22 protein-coding genes are annotated in these 24,257 nt (G+C 44.9%); 12 read left to right on the forward strand and 10 right to left on the reverse strand.

From position 1 onward, the window contains the following. Positions 1-68: 68 nt before the first annotated feature. The 4 genes from ccoP to ccoN are packed head-to-tail and all read right to left on the reverse strand — an operon-like array spanning position 69 to position 3,525. A complete protein-coding gene (gene ccoP, locus ACTXGE_RS10900) occupies positions 69-1,217 on the reverse strand; it encodes a cytochrome-c oxidase, cbb3-type subunit III (protein WP_317198551.1) in 1,149 nt (382 codons plus the stop codon). Continuing rightward, positions 1,214-1,396 (reverse strand): cbb3-type cytochrome oxidase subunit 3, encoded by a 183-nt coding sequence (locus ACTXGE_RS10905; protein WP_317198550.1) that lies wholly within the window; start codon positions 1,394-1,396, stop codon positions 1,214-1,216. Before ACTXGE_RS10905 ends, ccoP begins: the two co-directional genes overlap by 4 nt. Continuing rightward, positions 1,396-2,034, reverse strand: a complete 639-nt coding sequence (gene ccoO, locus ACTXGE_RS10910; protein WP_317198549.1) for a cytochrome-c oxidase, cbb3-type subunit II — start codon at positions 2,032-2,034, stop codon at positions 1,396-1,398. Before ccoO ends, ACTXGE_RS10905 begins: the two co-directional genes overlap by 1 nt. Before the next feature lie 9 nt (positions 2,035-2,043). Continuing rightward, positions 2,044-3,525 carry a cytochrome-c oxidase, cbb3-type subunit I gene (ccoN, locus tag ACTXGE_RS10915; RefSeq protein WP_317198548.1) on the reverse strand — a complete coding sequence of 494 codons (1,482 nt, stop codon included), beginning with the start codon at positions 3,523-3,525 and terminating at the stop codon, positions 2,044-2,046. A gap of 697 nt (positions 3,526-4,222) precedes the next feature. On the opposite strand from ccoN, the gene ACTXGE_RS10920 reads away from it, so the two are divergent. After that, entirely contained in the window at positions 4,223-4,612 is a 390-nt protein-coding gene (locus tag ACTXGE_RS10920; RefSeq protein ID WP_443543400.1) for an SCP2 sterol-binding domain-containing protein, read from the forward strand. 119 nt (positions 4,613-4,731) lie between these two features. On the opposite strand, the gene ACTXGE_RS10925 is transcribed toward ACTXGE_RS10920, so the two are convergent. Beyond that, positions 4,732-5,676, reverse strand: a complete 945-nt coding sequence (locus ACTXGE_RS10925) for a hypothetical protein (RefSeq protein ID WP_317198546.1) — start codon at positions 5,674-5,676, stop codon at positions 4,732-4,734. Between the two features lie 464 nt (positions 5,677-6,140). Here ACTXGE_RS10925 and ACTXGE_RS10930 point away from each other — a divergent pair, with 464 nt between their 5' ends. The 3 genes from ACTXGE_RS10930 (at position 6,141) to ACTXGE_RS10940 (ending at position 8,519) form a co-directional block, all read left to right on the forward strand. Further along, entirely contained in the window at positions 6,141-7,376 is a 1,236-nt protein-coding gene (locus ACTXGE_RS10930; RefSeq protein ID WP_443543398.1) for a lipoprotein-releasing ABC transporter permease subunit, read from the forward strand. Between the two features lie 81 nt (positions 7,377-7,457). Further along, on the forward strand, positions 7,458-8,138 hold the full coding sequence (gene lolD / locus ACTXGE_RS10935) for a lipoprotein-releasing ABC transporter ATP-binding protein LolD (RefSeq protein WP_443543396.1): 681 nt from the start codon (positions 7,458-7,460) through the stop codon (positions 8,136-8,138). 72 nt (positions 8,139-8,210) lie between these two features. Continuing rightward, on the forward strand, positions 8,211-8,519 hold the full coding sequence (locus ACTXGE_RS10940) for a hypothetical protein (protein WP_317198543.1): 309 nt from the start codon (positions 8,211-8,213) through the stop codon (positions 8,517-8,519). 58 nt (positions 8,520-8,577) lie between these two features. Here the strand turns inward: ACTXGE_RS10940 and ACTXGE_RS10945 are convergent, their stop codons facing one another. Further along, a complete protein-coding gene (locus ACTXGE_RS10945) occupies positions 8,578-9,156 on the reverse strand; it encodes a DUF2062 domain-containing protein (protein WP_317198542.1) in 579 nt (192 codons plus the stop codon). Positions 9,157-9,422: 266 nt separating this feature from the next. On the opposite strand from ACTXGE_RS10945, the gene ACTXGE_RS10950 reads away from it, so the two are divergent. The 4 genes from ACTXGE_RS10950 to ACTXGE_RS10965 all read left to right on the forward strand — a co-directional run bounded on the left by ACTXGE_RS10950 (position 9,423) and on the right by ACTXGE_RS10965 (position 15,169). Next, a complete protein-coding gene (locus ACTXGE_RS10950; protein ID WP_443543393.1) occupies positions 9,423-12,239 on the forward strand; it encodes a ComEC/Rec2 family competence protein in 2,817 nt (938 codons plus the stop codon). Positions 12,240-12,349: 110 nt separating this feature from the next. Further along, the gene (sppA, locus tag ACTXGE_RS10955) at positions 12,350-13,396 is read left to right on the forward strand and encodes a signal peptide peptidase SppA (protein ID WP_443543391.1); all 1,047 of its coding nucleotides are present in this window, start codon (positions 12,350-12,352) and stop codon (positions 13,394-13,396) included. Between the two features lie 101 nt (positions 13,397-13,497). Next, entirely contained in the window at positions 13,498-14,385 is an 888-nt protein-coding gene (locus tag ACTXGE_RS10960; protein ID WP_443543389.1) for an alpha/beta hydrolase, read from the forward strand. Between the two features lie 10 nt (positions 14,386-14,395). Continuing rightward, positions 14,396-15,169, forward strand: a complete 774-nt coding sequence (locus ACTXGE_RS10965) for a CPBP family intramembrane glutamic endopeptidase (RefSeq protein ID WP_443543388.1) — start codon at positions 14,396-14,398, stop codon at positions 15,167-15,169. Here the strand turns inward: ACTXGE_RS10965 and dusA are convergent. The 3 genes from dusA to ACTXGE_RS10980 form a co-directional block, all read right to left on the reverse strand. Then, positions 15,166-16,137 carry a tRNA dihydrouridine(20/20a) synthase DusA gene (dusA, locus tag ACTXGE_RS10970; RefSeq protein WP_443543386.1) on the reverse strand — a complete coding sequence of 324 codons (972 nt, stop codon included), beginning with the start codon at positions 16,135-16,137 and terminating at the stop codon, positions 15,166-15,168. The genes ACTXGE_RS10965 and dusA overlap by 4 nt on opposite strands. 66 nt (positions 16,138-16,203) lie before the next feature. Beyond that, positions 16,204-17,532 (reverse strand): MFS transporter, encoded by a 1,329-nt coding sequence (locus tag ACTXGE_RS10975; RefSeq protein ID WP_443543384.1) that lies wholly within the window; start codon positions 17,530-17,532, stop codon positions 16,204-16,206. A gap of 148 nt (positions 17,533-17,680) precedes the next feature. Further along, entirely contained in the window at positions 17,681-19,306 is a 1,626-nt protein-coding gene (locus ACTXGE_RS10980) for a phospholipase D family protein (RefSeq protein ID WP_443543382.1), read from the reverse strand. Between the two features lie 384 nt (positions 19,307-19,690). Here ACTXGE_RS10980 and ACTXGE_RS10985 point away from each other — a divergent pair, with 384 nt between their 5' ends. The 4 genes from ACTXGE_RS10985 (at position 19,691) to ACTXGE_RS11000 (ending at position 23,519) form a co-directional block, all read left to right on the forward strand. Continuing rightward, positions 19,691-20,974 carry an O-succinylhomoserine sulfhydrylase gene (locus tag ACTXGE_RS10985; protein WP_435949254.1) on the forward strand — a complete coding sequence of 428 codons (1,284 nt, stop codon included), beginning with the start codon at positions 19,691-19,693 and terminating at the stop codon, positions 20,972-20,974. A 58-nt stretch (positions 20,975-21,032) separates the two neighbouring features. Next, on the forward strand, positions 21,033-21,362 hold the full coding sequence (locus ACTXGE_RS10990; RefSeq protein ID WP_317198533.1) for a YbaB/EbfC family nucleoid-associated protein: 330 nt from the start codon (positions 21,033-21,035) through the stop codon (positions 21,360-21,362). Positions 21,363-21,470: 108 nt separating this feature from the next. Then, positions 21,471-22,064, forward strand: coding sequence for a recombination mediator RecR (gene recR, locus ACTXGE_RS10995; RefSeq protein WP_443543379.1), 594 nt, complete (start codon positions 21,471-21,473; stop codon positions 22,062-22,064). 174 nt (positions 22,065-22,238) lie between these two features. Continuing rightward, positions 22,239-23,519 carry a ribonuclease D gene (locus tag ACTXGE_RS11000; RefSeq protein WP_443543377.1) on the forward strand — a complete coding sequence of 427 codons (1,281 nt, stop codon included), beginning with the start codon at positions 22,239-22,241 and terminating at the stop codon, positions 23,517-23,519. A 2-nt stretch (positions 23,520-23,521) separates the two neighbouring features. Here the strand turns inward: ACTXGE_RS11000 and ACTXGE_RS11005 are convergent, their stop codons facing one another. Then, the gene (locus tag ACTXGE_RS11005; protein WP_443543375.1) at positions 23,522-24,199 is read right to left on the reverse strand and encodes a lipase family alpha/beta hydrolase; all 678 of its coding nucleotides are present in this window, start codon (positions 24,197-24,199) and stop codon (positions 23,522-23,524) included. Positions 24,200-24,257: the final 58 nt, after the last annotated feature.

Consider the following 24,257-nt stretch of genomic DNA (forward strand, 5'->3'; position numbering starts at 1 on the left):
CAGTTCTCCCTTTTGGTGTTCATCCATTTATACAATAAACGTCTAAAGCTCAGTCTATAATAATATGCTTAATTAGCTACAGTTGCTTGTTCGTTGTTTTGACTATTAGTAGCAGTAGCAGTCATAGGCGCAGCTGCATTACTTCTGTCAGACAGTGAATATACGTAGGCTGACAATAGCATAATACGCTCATTACCAAGCTTAGTTTCCCATTCAGGCATAACGCCTGCACGGCCATAGCGTAGGGTATCACGAACCGTTTCGCGCTCACCGCCGTACAACCATATATTATCGGTCAAGTTCGGCGCGCCCGTTGAAATCATGCCCTTACCTTCAGGTCCATGACACAGTACGCAGTTAGTAGGCTCTTTAAAGATACTCTCACCCTGAGCAACCAGAGTTTGATCAAGCTCACCGTTACTAGTACTGCCATTGTTTGGAGATAAAGAAAGTACATATTCAGCTACTGCACGTATGCCTTCCTCACCAAGCTGATCACGCCATGCCGTCATACCACCTACGCGGCCATTGTGTAGCGTTGTAAGAATATGATCAGCACCGCCACCATATAACCAATCATTGTCTGTTAAGTTAGGATAGCCTCTAGCACCTTTAGCATTAGAACCATGACACACAGAGCAGTTTTGCAAAAATAGACGGCTACCTACTTTGAGTGCATTTGGATCTTGTGATAGCTTCTCTACGGCTGGCGCAAGCTGGGCAACCTTCTCATCAATACGGGTTTGAATATCCGCTGGTGGATTCTCACTACGACGCATAGTCGTCTGCAATTCGCTAAGCTCATTGAGTATAGTAGTCGCCTCTGTTGCACCAGCTCTAGCTAAGATAGTTTGCTCAAAGTTACTGGTAAAGATTCTATCATTCTCTTCAAGCTCGCTAAAAAGCTCGTTCTTTGACGTCCAAGGAACCGTTTCGCCATCGACTTCAACAGTAGCAACGCCATTCCAATGCGACGGCAAAATGGCTGGAAAAAATATCCAGTAAGCCACGCCCCAAACAATAGAGCCAAAAAATATTACCAGCCACCATTTTGGCAGCGCTTTGTCATATTCTCGAATACCGTCGTACTCATGACCGGTTGTACCGTCTTCTTCTACGTCAGGTTTGTACTTAAGTACAAATAATAATACCCCAAGAATGAAAACCCAGCACCCAATACTAAGTATGGTTATCCAAGAACTCCAAAAAAATGTCATGGTTTATCCTTATTGCGCTGCTCATCAGACAAAGATTGAATATGCTCGTCATCAAGCGCAAGTTGTGCATCTTCTTCGAAGCGTTTTTTATTTTTTGGTGAATACGCCCACCATGCAACGCCTATAAAAGCGATGAAAGCAGCTACCGTTGCAAATATTTGTAAATCACCAATACCCATTAGCGCTGTCCTTCCATTGCAGTACCGAGCTGCTGCAAGTAAGCAACTAAAGCATCAAGCTCAGTGGCACCAAGTACCGCATCTGGCGCGCCATCGATGTCCTCTTGCGTATAAGGAACACCGAAACGATCACGGAACAATTGCATTTTGCTCTGAACTTTAGCGCCATCAACTTCACTCGTTGCAAGCCAAGGGAAACCTGGCATAACAGACTCAGGAACTAAAGATCTTGGCGCGATTAGATGCTGCTTTTGCCAATCTTCAGAATAACGTCCACCCACTCGTGCTAAATCTGGCCCCGTACGTTTTGATCCCCAAAGAAAAGGGTGATCCCACGTCGATTCAGCCGCGCGCGAGTAGGGACCATAGCGCTCAACTTCAGCGCGTAATGGACGTACCATTTGCGTATGGCACACATGACAGCCTTCACGGATATAGATATCCCGACCTTCAAACTCAAGCGCTGTCCAAGGTTCCATTGCAGGCAAAGGCTTGTTCACCCCGCCTTCTTCAGCAGGTTTATAGTCATATATTAAGGGTACGATCTCAACAAGCGTTGCAAAGCTGATTGCGATGACGATACCGATAACGAGCAAACCTGTGTTTTTTTCAATAATTTCATGCGGTGTACCAGCCATGATTGCTCCTTATACTTTAGCGGTCTGTGGTTCATCAACACTAGGATTATGATCTGTAGGATCAGCGAGCATCACAGGCTTACCTTCTGGCATCTTAATAGTGCGATAGACGTTATAAGCCATGATGAACATACCTGATACATAGAGCAGACCACCAAAAGCACGACCTATGTAAGGATAATGCGAGAACTCAACCGTATCAACAAAGCTATATACCAGTGTTCCATCAGGGTTGGTTGCAAGCCACATCATGCCTTGACCGATACCTGATATCCACATAGAGACGATATAAAAGATAGTACCTGCAGTCGCTAACCAAAAATGCGTGGTAATCAAACTGATTGAATACATCTTAGGCTTGTTATAAATACGTGGAAGTAGCACATATAGTGAGCCGATTGTAATCATACCGACCCAGCCAAGAGCGCCTGAATGCACGTGCCCAATAGTCCAATCGGTATTATGCGACAAAGCGTTCACTGTCTTAATAGACATCATCGGACCTTCAAAGGTCGACATCGCATAAAAGGATAACGCCACAATCATAAAGCGAATGATCGGATCGGTACGCAGCTTGTCCCAGCTACCTGATAGCGTTAATACGCCGTTAATCATACCGCCCCATGATGGCGCGAATAGAATAATTGAGAAGACCATCGCCAGCGACTGCGTCCAATCTGGAAGCGCAGAGTAATGAAGATGATGACCACCTGCCCACATGTATGCTGCAATCAAAGCCCAGAAATGCACAATAGACAAGCGATACGAGTAGATAGGACGACCAATCTGTACCGGTACAAAGTAGTACATCATGCCCAAAAAGGCTGCTGTTAGATAAAAACCAACCGCGTTATGACCATACCACCACTGCACCATTGCATCAGTAGCACCGCCATATAGCGAATAAGACTTAAAGGCGCCGACAGGGATTGCCATACTGTTGACAATGTGTAGTAGCGCAATAGTAATAATAAACGCAGCAAAGAACCAGTTCGCCACATAGATATGTGACGTCTTACGCTTAATCAAAGTACCAAAAAAGACAATGGCATAAGATATCCATACTAAAGCGATTAAGATATCAATCGGCCACTCAAGCTCAGCGTACTCTTTAGTCGATGTTAAACCCATAGGCAGGGTAATGACAGCAGCAACAATGACTGCCTGCCAGCCCCAAAAGGTAAACCACGCCAAATATGGAGCGAACAGCCGAGTCTTACAAGTGCGCTGAACAATATAGTAGGACGTGGCAAATAGCGCACAACCACCAAACGCAAAAATGACCGCATTCGTATGTAGCGGTCTTAATCGGCTAAATGTCAGCCATGGAATGTCAAAATTGAGTGCGGGCCAAGCCAATTGTGATGCAATGAATACACCAAGGCTCATGCCGACAATGCCCCAAATGACGGTCATCGTCGTAAAGAATCGCACGATAGTGATTTCATACTCACTATCAACGGGGGCGATTGCTGTGTTTTGTAAACTCATGGGATGATTCCTATACAGCCTAAATTATCAACAGAATTAACCATAACTACATTAGAAAATTGAGCGGTAGGGTCTTATCGTATAAAACAGGGAGTATCTTAAACGCTTACATGGGATTAGTGTAATAAGCGCAAAATATCGGTGCTCGATCAAGACTGAACATTACACAAGACAAAGGGGATAAGATAAATATCAAAGCTAAACAGTAGGGTGGTGACCATCATTAACTGTTTGCATAACTCTTAAAATCACGTCTACGTAATGTTTGGTTAAAACTCCCGACTCTGTTTAAGGGTATTGTAACGCAATATTAAGTAAATATCATCAGAACTGTGACCCAAAATACAAACTCTTTGGTAAATTATTTTGCAGACAACTTATTATTAAAAGAACGCTTATGCCCTTGAATTATGATTTGGCTACTAATTACCGAACAGCGATTACCGTGACTTTTTGTTACTATTTTATGATAAGTGCCAAGTTGGGGTTTTACTTATCGCAGCTTAGCCGACTATAATGAAATGGAAAACGGTCTAAGACCAAAATAGGATGCTTAGAGTCACGTGACTTTAACAAGTCAGAGGCGTTTAGCGAATAGCGCTTATATTTTAAGCGAGTCACTCCTAAGTATCATCCCCTTTAACAATCTTGAATGCCTACATGGTTAAACAGTGAGGCACTTATTAAGGATAATAATATGGCAGTTTTTTTGACGGATGCATGGTTTGATGAAGTTGAGCAATTGGGCCGTGACGCAGGTGAGCTTAACTTGCCGCCAGCACTCGCTAACATGGTCATTAATCTAAAAGTCTCTGACGGTGATGAGGTTATCGAAGCTAACTTTGCCGATGGATTATTACATCGTGGTCTTAATGATGAGGCAACCACTACTTTGCTGCTTGATCGCGAGACCTTGCAATCTATTATCACAGGGTTTGATATGAACCAGATCATGGGCGCCTTTATGAGTGGCAAAATTCGCGTTGAAGGCGATATGTCGCAGCTTATGGCTGTTCAGACTGCTCGTCCAAGCGCTGAGCAAAAAAAGCTGTTCAAAAAAGTAAAAGCTATGACTACTATGGCTTAAGAGCAATGGCTGAAAAGTAAGTTCACTATAGAAGTATGATAGTTAAGCTTCCAACTAAAAAAGAGCCTCTAATGTTTAGAGGCTCTTTTTTAGTGCTAGTGGGTAGTAAAAATTTTTAGTTACTGATTTTCTTTGTAGATTGCTGCTTGCAGCCAGATATTTGCTTGTATGTAATCATTGACTTCAATAGCATTGTTCTGTTCTGTGTTTACAGCGCCAATACGCACGACGAATGGATCAGCGTCTTGCTCGCGCAAGATGACCACATCAAACAAAATAATGGACTGACCATTAAAATGAGTTTCTTGCTTACCCAGTACTTGTCCTTGACACCACGCCTCATCTTCTTGGCCTAAAGTATCACCAAACAAGTATGCACACATATGACCTAAATTGATCTCAATAGGCGCCATCTGCTCTTTGGTTTCAGGCTCCCACTCTTTGATCTGCTCTTGAACGTCTTTTGGTACTTGACCGTCATTGGCGGCGACAATGTCATTAAAAGCGCGGTGATAGCGAATAGCATCGACATCTTCAACCAAAATAGTCTCACTTTGCTCGCTTGGACTGATCTCATGTGCCCACGCGCTAAAATTAACAAAGTAAAGCTCGTCCTGCTTGTAAAGCTGATGGTTGGCGGTATAGAGCTGATCAAAAGCATAGATAATACTGCCATCAACAGTGCGCAGCCTTAGCACTGCATCTTGAGTATTTTCGTTAACGATAATACGCTCGATTCGGCATTTGAGACCGTAAGGACCGTCCACGCAAGGGTAGGCGTTAATAAAGCACTCAGGCTTGCCATCACGCATGGCGAGCACTTGATTAATATGGCAGGGCTGGTTTTCTGAGAGCAATAAGCATTTGTCCTCAGCACTAGCATTGCCATTGAGACCCTTTGGCATAGTCGCTTTTTCGATCATGAGTTGGAGCCACTCAGGCACATCACGGCTTAAATCGTCCGTTAATATGCGCCAATGGTCGCCATGACCGGCGGTTTGCTCATCGCTCAAAGTTACTTTTGTGGGGGTTTGTACATTTTTATATTGATAGTTGATAGTCATGAGAGTACTCAAAATGTAGTCAGTCGCAGGATCTGATTATAAAAGCTTGCTTACATAGGGATAAATAAGTGACCGATAACGGTTAACAATACCTAGCCATAATAGGCGCACGCTTTTTCAGTCCTGTTAATGGGTGAATTCGTCCTTAGCATACAATGCTTCTTAACATACAATATATAGGTATGAAAATAACCAATAGCAAGCCCTTCATAAAAAATAATGATATCGCCTTTATTTTTGCCAAAAAAATACGCGCAGTTTATGTGAATCACTGGCACATATGATCTAATTTGTGTCAAACTAGCCATTTTTTGGCGACCAGCATTAATGGTATGTCTAAAACCCTATCTGTTAGTAGGGCTTACTTTTTGGTGGCTGTTTTGATAACGCTTGAATTGTCAGACAGCCTTTGAGCTATTTTAAAGTGTAAGCCATCTACTATAGATAAGATAAAGAGTTTAACTATGTTTCGTCCTTTAGCGTTATTTATTGGCTTGCGGTATACCCGAGCAGAGCGCAGTAATCGATTTATCTCCTTTATATCCTTGATATCTATGGTCGGTCTGACTTTGGGTGTGGCAGTACTTATTACAGTGCTCTCTGTGATGAACGGCTTTGATCGTGAGCTTAAAACGCGAATACTAGGTATGGTGCCGCAAGCTACTGTTATCTCGTCAGAGGTGATTGGCAACTGGGAACAATTAGCAGATCAAATTGAAGAAGATCCTGAGGTTACCGCTGTCGCGCCTTTTATTCAGCTTCAAGGCATGCTGACCTCAAACGGTCAAGTGGCTGGCATCATGGTGACGGGCGTCGAGCCTGATTACGAAAAGAACGTCTCTATTATCAATGATAATATGGTTGAAGGCGACATTGACACCCTAAAAAATGGTGATTTTAGTATCGTTTTGGGTGAGGAGATGGTGCAATCATTAGGCCTGCGCTTAGGCGACAAAGTGACGCTGGTATTGCCAGAAGCCTCACCTTCTGCAGCAGGCGTGATACCACGCTTTAAGCGCTTTACCTTAACGGGTATCTTTAGCATTAGCCCAGAGGTCGACAGCTTGATGGCGTTTATTCCAATGGGTGATGCAGGCAAGTTGCTGCGTTTGCCAGAGGGCGCTCAGGGTATTCGTATGAAGCTTGACGATCTATTTAATGCACCACTTGCTGCGCAAAATGCCGCAGCTATCGCACCTAATCAGCTCTATCCTAATGACTGGACACAGACGCATGGCAATCTATTTGGTGCCATTCAAATGGAGAAAGCAATGGTTGGCCTGCTGCTGTTCTTAATCATTTTAGTTGCCGCCTTTAATATCGTCTCAAGTCTTGTGATGCTCGTCACTGACAAAAAAGCTGATATCGCCATCCTCAAAACCTTTGGTGCTTCTCCGCGCCTGATAACGCAGGTCTTTATGGTGCAAGGAGTCGTCATAGGAGTGATTGGTACGGTAGCAGGAACGGTTCTTGGAGTCGTATTTGCGCTTACAGTGAGTGATATTCTAGGCTTTATTAATCAAAGCTTTGGCCTTAATCTATTTGACGCCTATTTTATTAATTACTTGCCCTCGCAGCTTCGTTTGACTGATGTGGTGCTTATCACTGGCGTATCATTTGTCCTAAGCTTTTTGGCAACGATATATCCTGCGCGCCGTGCCGCTAGAATACAGCCCGCTCAAACGCTGCGCTATGAGTAATAGCTGACGTTTGAGTAACGCACGAATTTGATACTATCTATCAATTTATTACCTGACAAAAATGATTATAAAGGAAGCGCTATGTCTGCCATTTTAGAGGCGACCAACATTAGCAAGATATATGACGAAGGGGCCGTACGTACTCAGGTGTTGACGGGTCTGGATCTAACCATCAATGCAGGCGAGCGTATCGCTATCGTTGGTACCAGTGGTTCAGGTAAGAGTACGTTGCTGCATTTATTAGGCGGGCTTGATACGCCAACCAGCGGCGAGGTCTGGTTACATGGTAAGTGTCTTAATCAGATGAATGAGACTGAGCGCGGCGCAATGCGTAACCAGCATCTGGGATTTATTTATCAGTTTCATCATCTACTGGCAGAGTTTACGGCGATCGAAAACGTAGCTATGCCGCTACTGATGCGTCCAAAGGTCTCAACCACTGATGCCCGCGCGCAGGCGATTGAGATATTAAATAATGTCGGATTGGATCATCGCCTTAACCACAGACCAGGGGAGCTATCAGGCGGGGAGCGCCAACGGGTTGCTATTGCCCGCGCTTTGGTGACAAAACCCTCACTAATACTCGCTGATGAGCCGACAGGTAATCTAGATTATGACAATGCGCAAAGTGTCTTTGGAATGCTCTCAGAGCTACAAAGCACTATGCAAACGGCACTACTCATGGTTACTCATGATCGCAATCTTGCGGCGCTCGCTGATCGCCAGCTATTGCTGCGTAACGGTCATTGGGAGGCGTATTAGTCTGTTTTGTCCAACAGGATTTGACCAAGTAAATGAGTATGATTTGACTTTGATGGTTAAGGAGTAATAACGATGTTTAAGTACGATGATCCGATTGCCGCTTTTGGGAGTGCAGAAGAAGGCAATGACCCGATAAGACCTTATCTAGATCCTACCCTATACGACACAGTGGATAGAGACAGTCAGATAAAGATGCTCAAGGCGGTATTTGACGCCATTACTTTGGGCGGCGTAGATTACGACTTGAATGCGCAAACCAGCACAGAGGGTAGAATGCGTTATACGCTCACTAAAAATAGTGAAGTTGTGATAGTCCTATTTATGGAAAGTAACTTTTCAGATCTTGTTATTGAAGCGATTAACGCCACGCAAAAAAGTTAAGAGTAATTCATTTAAGACCTAACCTTTAAAGAGTGTTAGTTACTATCAACGCTTTTTTTTAACGCTTTCTTTTTTTCTTTTTCGCTCGAAGTCGTTGACGATTTTGCCAACTACTAACCGTCTTATAGCGCCAAATTGCTTTGAAGGCTAGTCCGCAAATAATACTGCTGATAATAGCCAATATGGTAAGACCTAAGCAAAACGCCGGCAAAGAGACAAATCCCTTGTAAGTCACAAAGGGATTTGCACCATCTGATAATACCCATAAACTAAAATCTGCAATCATTCTGCCAATCAGCCGAAGACTGATCATTGGCACGTCCATAATTTTGGCACCAATATAATAGCCTGCGTAAAATATAGGTAGGGTAGTGAGCGGGTTAGTAATCCATGTCAGACCAAGCGCCATAGGGACGTTGGCTCGAAATATCAGCGCGCCTATCAAGGCTAGCAGCATCTGACCGGGTAGCGGAAAAAAAGCGCTTAGCACACCGATATATACCGCTTTATTTAAACTATGACGATTAAAATGCCACAAGCGTGCATCTGCCAAATGCGGCGCAAATAGCTTCATTGTGCGACTTTCTAAAATCTTTTCTGGTGTAGGTAGCAGGTTTTTAAGACGCTTTTGAGACACAGGCTTGCCTTGAATGATTATTTAAAGCCCGCTCAACGTCCAACGAGAGGCTGATAGTAGTGGCATGTACTTATAATTTTTGTCCCCATAAAAGAGGACGCCAATAACCTTAACACGATATCGAGTATAGGGTAATATAAAAAAAATTGCTATTGTACAGCGATAGCGTGGCGCGGTATATTTAACAGATGTCTATTCTTAGAGAGTCTACAACTTAAGTTTTTTATCTTAAATATAAGCGACTGCGGCATAAACAAGGAGCGTGAGTGTATTGGCTGATAGGTACGCTTATTATAAGTATAATGCTCGGCGTCTTGGCGGTTGCCAGTAGTCCAGTATTTCCCGTTGGCGCCTTAACGATTATGGTGCTACCTTCCTCGTTATTAGTACCTTTTTTACTAATCACTGCCGCTATTTTATTACTGATAACTGCGCGCCGCCGTACCCATACTGTCTCTTCTACTGCTGATTTTCTCGCTTATAAAGAATCCCTAAAACCTGCTAGACCTTTTTATCATCTGCTTTATTTCTCATTTGCTATAACGCTTACCCTAGCAGTTATCGCTGGTAGCGCCTTGCAAGCTACTTATGAGTATCAGCAAGCAGAAACTACAAAAATTACTGATTCTATGCGGGTGTCAGCGCTGGTTACTATCGAAGGCGTAAGCGACAGCGTTTATGATACACAGGCGAGCAGTGGTTATCGGCAGGTGGCGACTATCAGCCATTACGCGCCGCAAGTCGCTGAGATGACAGCGGCTGAATTAAACCCCACATTGTTGTCAAATGACAATAATAGTCAGCGCTCTGATTATGTCTCAACCTATAAGGTACTGCTGAGCGCTTACCCCAAAGTATCAAATCAGTCTCTCAATAGTTTAAATGATTTGCGCCCAGGCGATCAGTTGTTTATGAGCTTGAGCCTAGCGCCGCTTGCGACATCAGAGCAGGCAATGAATAATCCTTCGGGTTTTGACAGTTATCGCTGGCTGCGCGCGCGTCATATCGACGGGGTGGCCACTATCAATCAAGTCGGCATACCGATTGCTAACATTACAGAGCCATCAGCGCTTAACATTGAGCCATCAGCGATTACGACTCAGCAATCACCCTCTTATCTTACCGTTTTTCGTACCCGTATTGATCAAGTGCGCTGGCAATTACGCCAGCATTTTTATCAAGACTGGAGTACCAAAACTGATGCAGAGCAACAAGCAAAAGCCGTCACGCTCAGTTTGCTAACGGGCGATCGTAGTCTAATCAATCGCAGCACCAAAGACTTGTATCAGCTGGCAGGTATCTCGCATCTGCTCGCTATCTCAGGCACGCATGTATTGTTTTTAGCCATTGTTATGGCAGGGCTTGCGACCTTCGTATTTGATCGCAGATTACCTGTGCTTTATCGCTATGTGCCGCGCTGGCAGGTGCGCTGGCAGGTGATGATCGTAGCTGCCTTTATTTATGCGCTATTTACAGGTTTTGATGTGCCTGCAGCTCGTACTGCTTGGACGCTGCTGGCTATAGGGGTGGTGCGTTTAACGTTGCTACCGGTAAGTACTTTGCGCGTGCTACTTAGCTTAGCTATTGTTATGGCTTGGGTTGATCCCTTTGTACTGTGGCAAGCGGGTTACTGGCTATCGTTCATTGCTGTCGCTTTGTTATTAAAATACGATGACACGTATGGATTGCAGGCTAAAACAGAGACTAGCTCTTCGCAAATTAAGCCTTCTCAGCCTCAAACCCTAAAGGGTAAAAAAACAGCTCGATGGCTATCAGCTTTTAAGCGCCTGTTTAGGTTGCAATGCTGGCTGTTCATCGCTTTATTACCAGTGACTTTATTGCTCTTTGGCAAAGCATCGCTATGGGGCCTAATTATTAACCTGTTCGCTATTGGACTCTTTGGCTGGGTGATTGTGCCGCTCAATCTACTAGCAGGACTGTGTTATTTGATTGCGCCTGCTGTAGCAGATATGATTTGGGCGCTTGTGAGTACCCTAGTAGCAAGTTTGCATACATTGATACTGTGGCTGACGTCATTGCCTGCACTCTCTGATGCGTGGGTTTATACCCCTGTAAATACAGCGATATTGCTCATGGCTTTTTTGGTACTACTGCCTTGGCTACTGCCACGCGGACTCATTAGCCGAGTGCTGGCAGTACCACTTCTTGCGCTTTTGATGATAAGTGTCTATGCCAATCAGCAAACTCTAGTGCAGATGCCGACTTTGTATATATTGCCGACAGGGGATACGTATCTAAGCGCGGCTGTACTTATTTATCCAGCTATGAGTCATCAAGCTACTGAGCAAAGTGCTAGCAGTTGGCTATTTTTGGCCGATCATAGGCCGTCTCAGACTCGCACTAGAGCCAGTACGCTGAATGCGCAGCAGCTCTCAAAAAGCTTGGAGCAGCAGCTGGGGACGCTCTCTGTCAAGCGCTTGAATAGTATCGTTGTACAAACCGCATTAAGCGCTTCAAACAATGAGAAAAATAGTAACACTCAAGCTATCAACATAGAATCTACTGATATCCTAGCTAAAACCGTCTTTGAACTTGTGCAGCGTATACCCGTCAGTCAATATTGGCAGGCAGGTCGTCATGATCTTTGGCAAGATAAACAACGAGCTTACCAATCCAAAAGTGGTATTGATAAATCAATTACCGCGCAGCGCTGTAAGGCAGGCAAGACTTGGCAGATGGCAGATAGTGAACTTGCGATTACGGCGCTGACAGGGTGGGGCGAGATTGATGATGCTAGTGTATGGGACTGCGCCATAGCGCTCGATAGTGGTATGCCTATTCAAGTAGTACAGTACAATCCAAATGATCCGCTACAATCGCCTTTGCTATCTGACAGTAAGCATTCGCGTATCGTACTAGACGCCGCCACTCACAACCGAGTCTGGCAGATGTGGTCGCTATTATGTGATGCCAAATCTTTTGCCGCTGACCAAGAGTTAACTTGGCTCAGCCATAGTCGCTCACAGGTAACTGGCGAGGTATTATCTCAGCACCGAGTAGCACAAACGCTTACTCATGACGGGGTCTCCTTGTCAGCCGCGCTTGCGCTCGATGATCCTTAAACGCGAGGTTTTATAGTTTCTAATAGCCAAGCTATTGAAGCCGGAGTAGAATGCCACCATACTTATAGCTTAGTTTATCGATTTAGCATGTTATCAACCTAGGAATCTCTATGCCCAACTGGCCACCAGACCCTAATAAACGTCCCGACAACTCGGCAAGTCAAATGCAGCCCACGCCGCAGCCGAATGGACAAGAATGGCGTCTCATTGAAAAAACCCTCCTAGCCAGTGTACAAGAACAACGTCGTGCACGGCGCTGGAGTATCTTTTTTAAGCTCCTCACCTTTGGCTATATTTTATTTGTATTATTAGCATTTAGTCGTAGTTGTAGCAGTGACAAGCCTGCAGGTATTGATGGTTTTGATACCAGTCAGCCGCATTTGGCAGTAGTTGAGTTACAAGGGGTCATTAGTAATGCTGATGTGGCTAATGCTTATGATGTCAATGATGCTCTAACGCGCGCTTTTGAGAATCCTAATTCTAAGGCAGTTGCTCTTGATATCAACTCGCCTGGTGGCTCTCCTGTGCAGTCTGATGAGATCTGGCAGACGATGGTCGATCTGCGTGCTGAGTATCCAGACAAAAAGCTCTACGCAGTTATTGGTGATATAGGGGCCTCTGGCGCGTATTATATTGCCTCAGCGGCGGATGAGATTTATGTCAACCCCTCAAGTTTGGTCGGCTCCATTGGTGTGATTATGCCAAGCTATAATATCGAGGGCTTGATGGACAAGGTTGGCGTAGAGGATCGTACGATTACCGCAGGTGAGTACAAAGATATTTTAAGCTTGTCTCGTCCCTTAACTGAGTTTGAAGAGCAACACGTCGAAGGCGTGCTGGCCAATACGCACAAGCACTTTATCAATGCGGTCAAAGAAGGTCGCGGCGATCGACTCAAAGATGCTGAAGAGAATAATCTATTTTCGGGATTATTTTGGACCGGCGAGCAATCTATTGCTTTGGGACTGGCGGATCAAACGGGTAGTATCTCAAGCCTTGAGAAGCAGCTTGAGCTGGACAATATCGTTAATTATACGCCAATAGACCCCTTCCAATTGTTTATGGATCGATTTGCAGTCAAGCTTGGTGCAGGTGTTGGCTCTAGTATCTCCCTTGATTTATTATCAAAAGAAGCGGGCACAGGCCAGATGCGCTAAGTGTTCTATACCTATTTCGTGTATGATGATAAAGGCTGAGTATAGTGATATGCTCAGCCTTTATTTATGTCAAGATTTATATTATTTGATGAGAGCCTGATATGAGTGTCATGACTGCGCAAACCTTTGCATCCCTACCAGTATCAACCAAAACAAAAAAACCTGTCTTGCATTTTGCGCATGCTAATGGAATGCCAAGCGCAGTGTACGCGCCTTTTTTTGCAGGTTTAAGTGAATTTTTTACGATTGAGTATGTACCGCTATTAGGGACAGATCCCGATTATCCTGTCGATAATCATTGGCAGCGTCTTACCCAACAAGTGATAGATAGCGTCGAGCGTACCTGCGAGGAGCACGGTACCGCGCAGCTCGTCGCTGTCGGTCACTCGCTCGGTGCTATGTGTACGTTGCAAGCGTTATACAAAGCGCCCAAACGCTTTAATCAGGCAGTGCTTATGGATCCGCCGTTGATATATGGACGTAGCAGCTTTTTGATGCACCTAGCTAAAACGGTAGATAAATTACCCATGATGAATAACCAATCGATGGATAAGCTGTCGCCATCAGGAATATCAAAACATCGCCGTGATGTTTGGGATAGCCGAGCCGATGCTTATGAGCAAATGCGCAATAAGGGGTTTTTTAAGAATTTTGATGAGCGCAGTTTTGAAGGTTATATCGAGCATGGGTTACATACTCGCGCTGATGGTAAAGTCACTTTGGCTATTACCAAAAAAAGCGAAGTTGCTGTCTTTAGAACCAATCCCTCATTGTATTGGCTAACCCCAAATCATGCTCCAAAGCCACCAGTTGAGCTAATCATTGGGCAGGAGAGTATTTTTTTGAAACGTAAATTCCCACAAAAAATAAAAGCTCGCTTGGGCATAGATTTTGAGACCCATAAAGGCGGTCATATGTTTCCGCTTGAGTACCCAGATAGCGTGGCTGCGCAAGTGCTGATGCTCATTAAAAAACAGCTAAAAACCTAAATAAAATATTATGCCTATTATATCAAGCGCTACTGATAACGAGATGACAAACCATAAATCCACACCGCTATTTTCAACCTTTAGTGTGATTGCGCTGATGGTCTTTATGGTGATGGGTTTTTTTATCAGTCAACTGATAGGCGTGTACATCGCAGGCAAGCTGTTTTTACCCGATGCAGATACTTTGTCGATAGGTACGCTATTTTATATCGGCAGTAACGATGGCACCGTCGTTAGTGTCTCAATTATCATTACCAGCCTGCTTATCACCGCTATTACTCTAGGTATTATCCGTATAAAAGGCGGTAGTATAAGTCAGTACTTAGCGCTTAGACCTTTTTCAGTCGGTATTGGTATAGGAATGTTTGCGCTGCTACTGCTGTTTGCAATTGCTAGTCAGGCAGTGACCTATTGGGTAGAGGCGACGCCGCTGATCTTCGTTGACCCTTTGTATCAGTCGGTGAGCTCAGTGTGGCTGCTCATCTTTGCGATGGTGATAGCAGCGCCTGTCTACGAAGAGTTGGTGTTTCGCGGTATTTTGTGGTCAGCGATTAGTGAGCAGTTTGCAGGCTCGCGCGGCACTATTGTTGCCAGCGTAATTACTAGTTTGATATTTGCGCTTATTCATATCCAATACGGCTGGTATGAGATCAGCACCATTGTCTTGTTGGCACTGCTGTTTTGTTATGCGCGTATCAAATCAGGCTCTTTGTGGTTGCCTATTTTGCTACACATTATCAATAACGGCATCGCTATGTGGCTGTATATCTCGCAAGTGGGCTAAACATCAGGATTAAGCTGCAAAATCTCATCCGCTGCCCGTTGTATGTCTTTGATCGTCAAGTCAGGTTTACCACTTAATGCTTGTCGCCATTTGCGCGCGCCCGCTAATCCTTGAAACAGACCTAAGTAGTGCCGCGCCATCGTCGGTAAGCGCTCGCCTTTATTCACTTGCTGCTCTAGGTACGGATAAAGCTTGGCTAGAATATCTGAGCGTTTAGGAATAGGAGCATCCCATAAGCTATTAGCTTCTGCTAATAGGTAGGGGTTGTGATAAAACGCGCGACCGATCATTACGCCATCGATATGCTCTAAGTGCGCTTTTATATCTGCCACAGTTTCTATACCACCGTTAATCTCTATCATTAGATCTGGCAAGTCTTGCTTGAGGCGGTAGACATCATCATAGCGTAGCGGCGGGATTTCGCGGTTTTGTTTGGGGCTAAGGCCTTGCAACCAAGCAGTACGCGCATGCACAATAAAGCGCTGACAGCCAGCGTCAGCAACCGTTTGGACAAAGTCGCTCATAAACTCATAACTGTCAAAATCATCGATACCGATGCGGTGTTTAACGGTCACAGGAATATCAACTGCCGCTTGCATATGCTTAACTAAGCCTGCAACAGTTTTGGGCTCTGCCATAAGACACGCGCCAATCTTGTTATGCTGCACGCGATCAGAGGGGCAACCGACATTGATGTTGACCTCATCATAACCATACTGCTGGGCAAATACAGCGCACTGGATCATCTCGTCAATATCAGCGCCACCAAGCTGTAACACTAAAGGATGCTCGCTCACATCAAAGCGCAAATGCCTATCTCTATGACCGTAAATTAGCGCGCCTGTACTTATCATCTCGGTATACAAATACACCTGTGGGTTAAACAGGCGTGCAAAGAAGCGATAGTCCGTCGTCGTCCAATCGATCATGGGTGCAACAGATAGGCGTTTTTGCGTTATATCAAGCATATTAATTGCCTTAATGTCTTTAGTAAGCAGTCAAGGAGGCACTCGTTGTCGCTAAATGTTCAGGTATTATTTTGCGCAATAGACCAGATCGTCAATCTTTTTCATGTCAGGTAAGTTATAAAAATACAGTCCCATCATAATACCGACAAAGCCGATGAATGCTATGTACAAAGCAGGCGCAAAACTAATATACATAGTCGCGTAGGCCAGACCAAACGGAAGAATGCCGCCGATAATAGCGTAGGTAATATTATAAGAAAACGACATGCCTGTTAGGCGTACATTGGTTGGAAACAGTTGTATCAAAATAGCAGGCACCATCCCGACAATACCTGCACAAAAGCCTAAGATCGCAAACATGATTAGGATATAATCGCCCCCTGCCTCCAGATGGTAATAAAAAGCGAATATCTGAGCGATGAGCAAAATAGAACCAACTGCTAAAACCTTACCAAAGTTTTGGTAGTCTGAGATGATGCCATAAAAAATACAGCCCAAAATCATAAATACTACGCCAAGACTATGAGCAAATCCAAACAAATCACTATCGGGGGCAAAACGCAGCTCAATTAAATCAGGCAATATCAATACGATGACTAAAGTGATGCTAGATATAATCAAGGTCAACATCATATTGATAAATATCGAGTGCTTGCAGTGTTTAAATAATAACGTGAAAGGTTTATTGGTATAACTGATAGTCTTATCAATATCGTGTCTTGTGCTTTTTAGATCAACAAAAAAAGGCGTCTCATTAATAGTGCGCCAAAACAGTAGCGGTAAAAAGCTTAAAGCTGCAGCGACAAAGAAGGGAATGCGCCAGCCATAGTCTACCATCTGCTCAAAGGTCAGCGCGTTATTGAGCCACATAAAAAAGCCATTAGAGAATAAGACGCCTACAAAAAAACTAGCCGTCACATAGGCGCAGCCAACAGAGAGATGCGAGCGTGGTACATGTTCGGCGACAAAGACCCATGACAAAGGTACAAAAACGCCAAACGCCATACCTTGAATCATGCGCAGCAAAATAAATAGCGCAGGAGCGAATATGCCCCACTGTGCGTAGGTCGGCAAAAAAGCCATCGCCAGCAAACTTAATGCTGTAACGAGCATACTCATGAGCAGGACAGGCTTGCGTCCTATTATATCTCCGTAGCGACCAAAGAGAATACCACCAAAAGGACGCGCCAAATAACCGACAGCGAACAGTCCAAGCCCTTGTAGTTTTGCAGTATTTGCATCGATGGTGCCAGGAAAAAAAGCAGTCGCAACTGTATCGGCTATATAGAGGTAAATCAAAAAATCAAAAAAAGTCACAGCGGTGCTAAAGCAGACAAACATAACTGTATGCTTGTCTTTAGATGACATCAACTCATAGTGAGCAAGAGGGGACATAAGCGTTCAATCCACAAGTAAAAGTAGCGATCAAAACGTTTGCTCGCAAACAATATTTAGCATAAAAATAGATCAATCATCATGATGACTGATCATAAAAAGGTAATAGATATCAAAAGGTATGAGTCAAAACAGTTGTGTGAATAAATTACAGTAGCCAATCAATAGGGAGGAGCGACATAATAGTTAGCCAGATGTGATCAGCCATATCAACGCGCGGCTCACTATCATAAACGATGGGCTTGCCATCTTTGATGGTATGCCATTCAAGAGTATCGTCATCTATAAGTTTGACCTCATAGGCCTGCGCGAGTAGATCATCACTTAATGCTTGGTGCAATTGCTGTGCCAGCTCGTCGTCGTTGATAATAACGCCCATTTCGGTATTAATGTTAGCAGAGCGCGGGTCAACATTATACGAGCCAATAAATACTTGATGGTCATCGATGGCAAAGGTTTTGGCGTGCAGACTGGTTGATGATTGGCTACGGGCTTTCCATAGTTTATTATCGCGCTTTTCTTCACTTGCCGTTGATTTTAGCTCGTATATTTTGATGCCGGCGCGCAAAAGCTCAGGTCGCCATTTACTATAGCCTGAATGCACGGCAGTTACGTCAGTGGCATCAAAGGAGTTGGTCAAAATTCTAATCTCAATACCTGATTCTGCCAAGGCAACGAGGGTTTCAACGCCGTCTTTGGTCGGTACAAAGTAAGAGGAGATGATCGTGAGCTTCTCGGAGGGACTGCCAAGTAGCGTACGCAGTTGATGCACCAAGTTGGTATCACTAGCAACGGATTTGGTCAGCTTGCCGACATCGTCACTCAAAAACTGCATATCCGTCCAGCGAAATGGCACTTGTTTATTGACTAAATCCTTGTCAATCGTCGAGTCCTCAATCGCGCTACGGTATACCGCCAAGCTACTCTTTGCGTTGCTTTTCTCTTCTTCTTTAAGCTCGTTTAAACCGTCTAAAAAGTCAGTAGTCGCCCCTTTGTCTAGAGTGACTAGAGTTTCGATATCAAAGGAGATGGGCGCGGACCAATAACTGGTAAAGCTGTTGTCGATATCGGCGACGACTTTACCAATGAGCAAAACATCTAAGTCTGCAAACTGGCTGCTTTGATCATTACTTAAGTATTCATTACCAATATTACGGCCACCAATAATAGTGATTTGCTTATCAAAAATCATGCTCTTATTATGCATGCGCCGATTAATACGCGGCAGACCGGTAACAAAGTTTAGGGTCTGAAATTTGCGATGCATCAAAGGATTGATAATACGTACAGCGGTATTAGGGTGACTGGCAAAGCGTAGCAAGGTCTGATCAAGATTAGCATTACTATTAAAATCATCTATAAGCAGGCGCACGATAACGCCGCGCTCAGCGGCCTCCCACAAGTCTTTGAGCATGAGCTGACCGGCTTGATCATTGTGCCAGATATAGTACTGCACATCGATACTGCGCGTCGCCATATCCGTCAAGATACTACGCGCGGCAAAGGCATTGGCACCAGTGACAATCGGATGATAGCCTGAAAGCTCTGGATGAATGTCGTTTTGCTCACTGATTGCATTGATCAAATCAGTGCTGACACGTACCGTATTGTCATTATTATTGTCTTGATAAAGCGCATTTAGCCGTGCTGATAGGTTTTGGCTATCAGGTAGGTGCGGCTGATTGGGCAGAGCCTGACAGCCACCAAGCGCTAGAGATAGTCCAAGTACCAGACTTAGATGCAGACGACTTGGGGTTAAATGAGACAATGACATAACGGGTTTACCTTAATGAGCTTGAAGTGCTAAAGGATACAAGAGGATAATAGCACTAATTGAATCAGACCAAATAGCTGTACTCACTGCAGATTTTTAATAGAGCTCTTTATTCGGCGCTCATCTTATCAGGTGCATCTAAAGCTGCCTAGATAAACTACGTTACTTTTTGCGAGTGATAATCGACATTGTTTTGTGCCTCATACTGGTTTGCTTACTGCTGTCAAAAACTTATCAAAGTCAGCTTGAGAGTGCTTAATATTCAACAGACATCATCAAAGCAGATGTTTGAGATAAAGTGACATGTTATGATAGCGGTCAGTAAAAATTAGCCCAAACATTAACTAAACATTAATAAGAGCAAGAACCACGGAAAAAAGTGTTATGAGTGATTCGCAAGAGCAGAGTAATCTTATAGACAGTGATGATAGTGGCCTAGATACAAACTGGCGTTCTGACGCGTTAGATTTGGACGCAGGCTACGGCATGCAAACGATTGCTGTACGCGCAGGACAGCACCGCAGCGATGAAGGTGAGCACTCAGAACCTATCTATACGACTAGCTCCTACGTCTATGCTTCAGCAGAAGACGCTGCGGCCCATTTCAATGGTACTAAGACGGGCAATGTCTACTCGCGTCATACCAATCCAAGCGTACGCACTTTTGAGCGCCGCTTAGCCGCGTTAGAAAACGGCGCGCGCGCAGTAGCAACTGCCTCTGGCATGGGCGCAATCTTAACTATGTGTTTGGCGTATCTTAAACAGGGCGATCACCTGCTCGCTGCCAATCAATTATTTGGCTCATCCATTGGACTGTTTAATAATTATGTTGCCAAGTTTGGGGTCGAGGTCAGCTATGTAGATTGCTTTGACAACGACGCTTGGGCGAATGCGGTTCAACCGAATACTAAGGTGATCTATTGCGAAAGCCCGAGCAATCCATTAGCACAAATTTGCGATATCGGCTATTTAAGTGAGCTATGCCGCGCTAATGATATCTTGTTAGTCGTTGATAATTGCTTTGCTTCTCCTGCCATTCAGCGTCCCCTAGATTTAGGCGCAGACGTGGTGATTCACTCAGCAACTAAATACTTAGATGGTCAAGGCCGCGTATTGGGCGGTGCACTTGTGGGTAGCGACAAGCTCATGCAAGAGGCGTTTACTGTGGTACGCTCAGGCGGTATCAGTATGAGCCCGTTCAATGCGTGGGTATTTACCAAAGGACTTGAGACGCTTAAATTACGCATGCAAGCGCATTGCCAAAATGCCAACCAAGTCGTGCAGTTTTTGGTCAATCACCCCAAGGTCAGATGCGTACATTTTTCAGGCTTACCTGATCATCCTGCTCATGACTTAGCGACCCGTCAGCACCATATGAAAGACGGCTACGGGGCTATCATGGGCTTTGAGGTTGCAGCGTCTGAGACTCATGATGCAAAAGCGGCGGCTTGGCATGTGATAGACTCAACTACAATGATCTCCATTACCAACAACCTTGGTGATGCTAAAACGACGATTACCCATCCTGCGACCACCACGCACTTTCGCCTAACCCCTGAGGCGCGCGCTGAGGCTGGCGTCAAAGATAGCTTGATACGTCTGTCAGTGGGGCTAGAAGACGCTGAGGATATTATCAAAGATTTGGCGCGCGGTTTAGACAGTTTATAAAGATAGCGCTATAATCACTTATTACAATTTTACTTATTTATCAAAAGAAGAGACCATTATGAACATTCAAGCACTCATGCAACAAGCGCAAACGATGCAAAAGAAAGTCGAAGCCAACGTCGAGAACGCCAAAAAAGAGCTGGCTAATAAAGAAGTACAAGCAGAAGCGGGCAGTGGTCTGGTCAAAGTGACCATGACTGGTCGTCACGTGGTCAAGCGTATCAGCATCGATCCAAGTCTTTTAGAGGACGAGCCTGATATGATCGAAGATTTGATCGCTGCCGCTATCAATGATGCGGTTCGTCAAGCGGATGAGTTATACGAAGAAACGATGACAGGCGCGACCTCTGGTATGGGCTTGCCACCTGGTATGCAAGGCATGTTCTAGTATCAAATTTGCCAAAAACTATGACCTGCTAGGGTCAATTATGGGGTTGTTATCACTATGATACGACCCCATTTTTATAGCTACGGTTTATAGATAAAGGAAACAATTTTGCTAACAGCTAAATTTGATCAGATGGTTAAGCAGCTGCGTATTTTGCCGGGTGTGGGCCAAAAGAGCGCCCAACGTATGGCGCTGCATTTACTCACAAAAAAACGTCCACAAGGTATGGCGCTCGCGCAAGCGCTCGATGAAGCTATGCGAGACATCGTTGAGTGTCAGCGTTGTCATAGTTTTAGTGATGATAACGTCTGTCCGCTGTGCCAAGACCCTAGGCGTGATGATACGGTGCTATGCGTGGTAGAAACGGCAGCTGACGTGATGGCTATTGAACAAACAGCAGGCTATCGCGGTCTGTATTTTGTATTAGGGGGTCACTTGTCCCCAATCGATGGTATCAGCGCTGATGATCTCAATATTGATCAGCTGGTTTGGCGCGTCAAACAAGAGCCTGTCGATGAGCTGATACTTGCAACAGGGACGACGGTAGAAGGACAGACGACCGCGCATTTTATCAGTGAGGCGGTCAGTCGCCATGTCAAAAAGGTCACGCGCCTCGCGCAAGGCGTTCCTATGGGCGGCGAGCTTGAGTACCTTGACAGCATGACCTTGGGGCAAGCGCTACAAAATCGCTCTTTTTTATAAATTAAAATCTGTAGTAAGCTGCTTATTGTAGTAGTCAAATTGACTTATAATAAGTGAGCAATTGCCCATTTGTGTTGCTATACTTTATTTTTAGTATCTAATCTTAAACGTTGCCAGCGTTTGACCGTTCTGGCAACGTTTTCTCCTTATTCCTATCTATGCAGGTATCTGTCCGTGTCCCATGCTCTAACTGATACAAACACTCAAGTGTCCGATGCTAGTATTTTAAAAGCAGACGACATGCAGACATCAATGCCCAAAGAACCCGATATCGATGCTTTGTTAGACATCGCCGATGAGGCCAAAGTTACTTGGGTACGCGAGCAGTATCAGTTAGGGGCAGTCATCAAAGCGCTCAAAGTGTGCGGGCGTGTGGCATTAGATACCGAATTTATCAAGCGTGATACTTACTATCCGCGTTTGGCACTTGTGCAGCTTAATGTCGGCGATCATATTTACTTACTTGATGCACCAAAATTGCAATTGAGCGAGTTTTGGCAAGCGCTAACAGAAGTGGATGTGGCTATTTGGCATGCCTGCGGCGAGGATTTAGGGATATTTTATTTGCTATCAGGTTGCCCGCCATTGACCAATATTTTTGATACCCAAATTGCACTGTCTTATTTAACAGGACAGTTGCAAATGGGTTATCAGCAGGCGCTAGATGAGCAGCTCGATATGCACATTGATAAGGAGCACAGCCAGTCCGATTGGCTCCAGCGTCCATTAACCGATGAGCAAGAGCAGTACGCTATTGATGATGTGCGCTTTTTGCCTGCGCTGTATTTAAGTATAGAGCACGCGCTCAAATCAAAAGGTTTATACGATTATGTCTGGGCCGATTGCCAGCTCTATGCCTCAGAGCTATATGAGACGCAGCATATCGAAGATGATGCTATGTATTTGACCATGGCAGATTATCGATACAACGCGCAGCAAATGGCAGTTTTGCAAGCGGTAGCGACTTGGCGCGAGCAGCTGGCGCGCGCGACCAATCAGCCGCGCACCTTTGTCATCAAAAAACAAGCGGTACGTGAGATCATCACCGAAAAGCCTAACACCATGCGTGAACTGGCGCACAAGACGACCATGCATCGTAGTATGCTGCGTCTATATGGTGAGGAGTTACTCACTATCATCAAGGATGCAAAGGCGCTACCTGCGGCCGAGCAACCAGCGCTCATAGCGCCGCCTTATCGCTCAAAAAACAAAGTACTCTCAAAAGCGGTGCAACAGGCAATAGACAAACAAGCTGAAAAGATAGGCGTGCCTACCAGCGTGCTCATGCGCAAAAAGTGGCTACATCAGTTATATGAAGTGATTGCCTATGACAAGGATTTGTCTGATATGCCACTAGGTTTACAAGGCTGGCGCTATGAGTGGGTCACGCAGACTTTGATACCCGTCATTGAAGAGCACAAGGTTGAGCTAAAGCAGGGCATGGGGGTTCGGTAGAGCTAGTCACGATTAAACGCTCCATTGTCTAAGAAATACACCACTTGCCAAGCGACTTGCTTTTTAAAAAGCATACCCGTGTGCGTGACAGGCAAAATAATATGATCAGTGGCGCCGGCAAGCTGAGTCTCGCTCACATAAACGGTACCATCATGCGCTAACCGCTTAACAGTCAATGAGCTATCCGCTTTACGTAATTTACGATTATGATAACTTAAAATGGGCTGACCTAAACCTTGCGCTTTATTGCCTGCAATAACGCCAAGCTCGATACCTTTTGGCAGTGGCGCAACTGTACCATCCAACGCTTGCTCATAGGATTTACCGACGATAGCAGGCGCTAATCGCCAGATATAATCGCTACTTACGCTGCCCAAGTGGGGCGTTCCCAAGGTGACGCAGCGCCCGATTTTCCACTTGGGGTAATGTGCAACAAAATCTCGAATGATCAAACCGCCTAAGCTATGACCGACGAGATCTATCGACTGATCAGGAAAGTGATTATTCTTAAGCCACTCATTGAGTCGTGCGCTATTGGTTTTGATGCCATCGCGCATGCTGCGATAGCCGTACTGGTGAGTCCTATAGCCTTGTGCTTGCAAGCGTTTGGCTAATGGGCGCATGACCCAAGCGGTTTGATGGAGACCGTGTATGAGGATAACGCGGTTTTTTTGTGACATGTTTGTTTTGATACCCTAGGTTATAAAATGAGCAGACTTCGCTATCATAAAGGAGTCG

This window comes from Psychrobacter sp. T6-4 (genome assembly GCF_052258425.1).
GTDB lineage: Bacteria > Pseudomonadota > Gammaproteobacteria > Pseudomonadales > Moraxellaceae > Psychrobacter.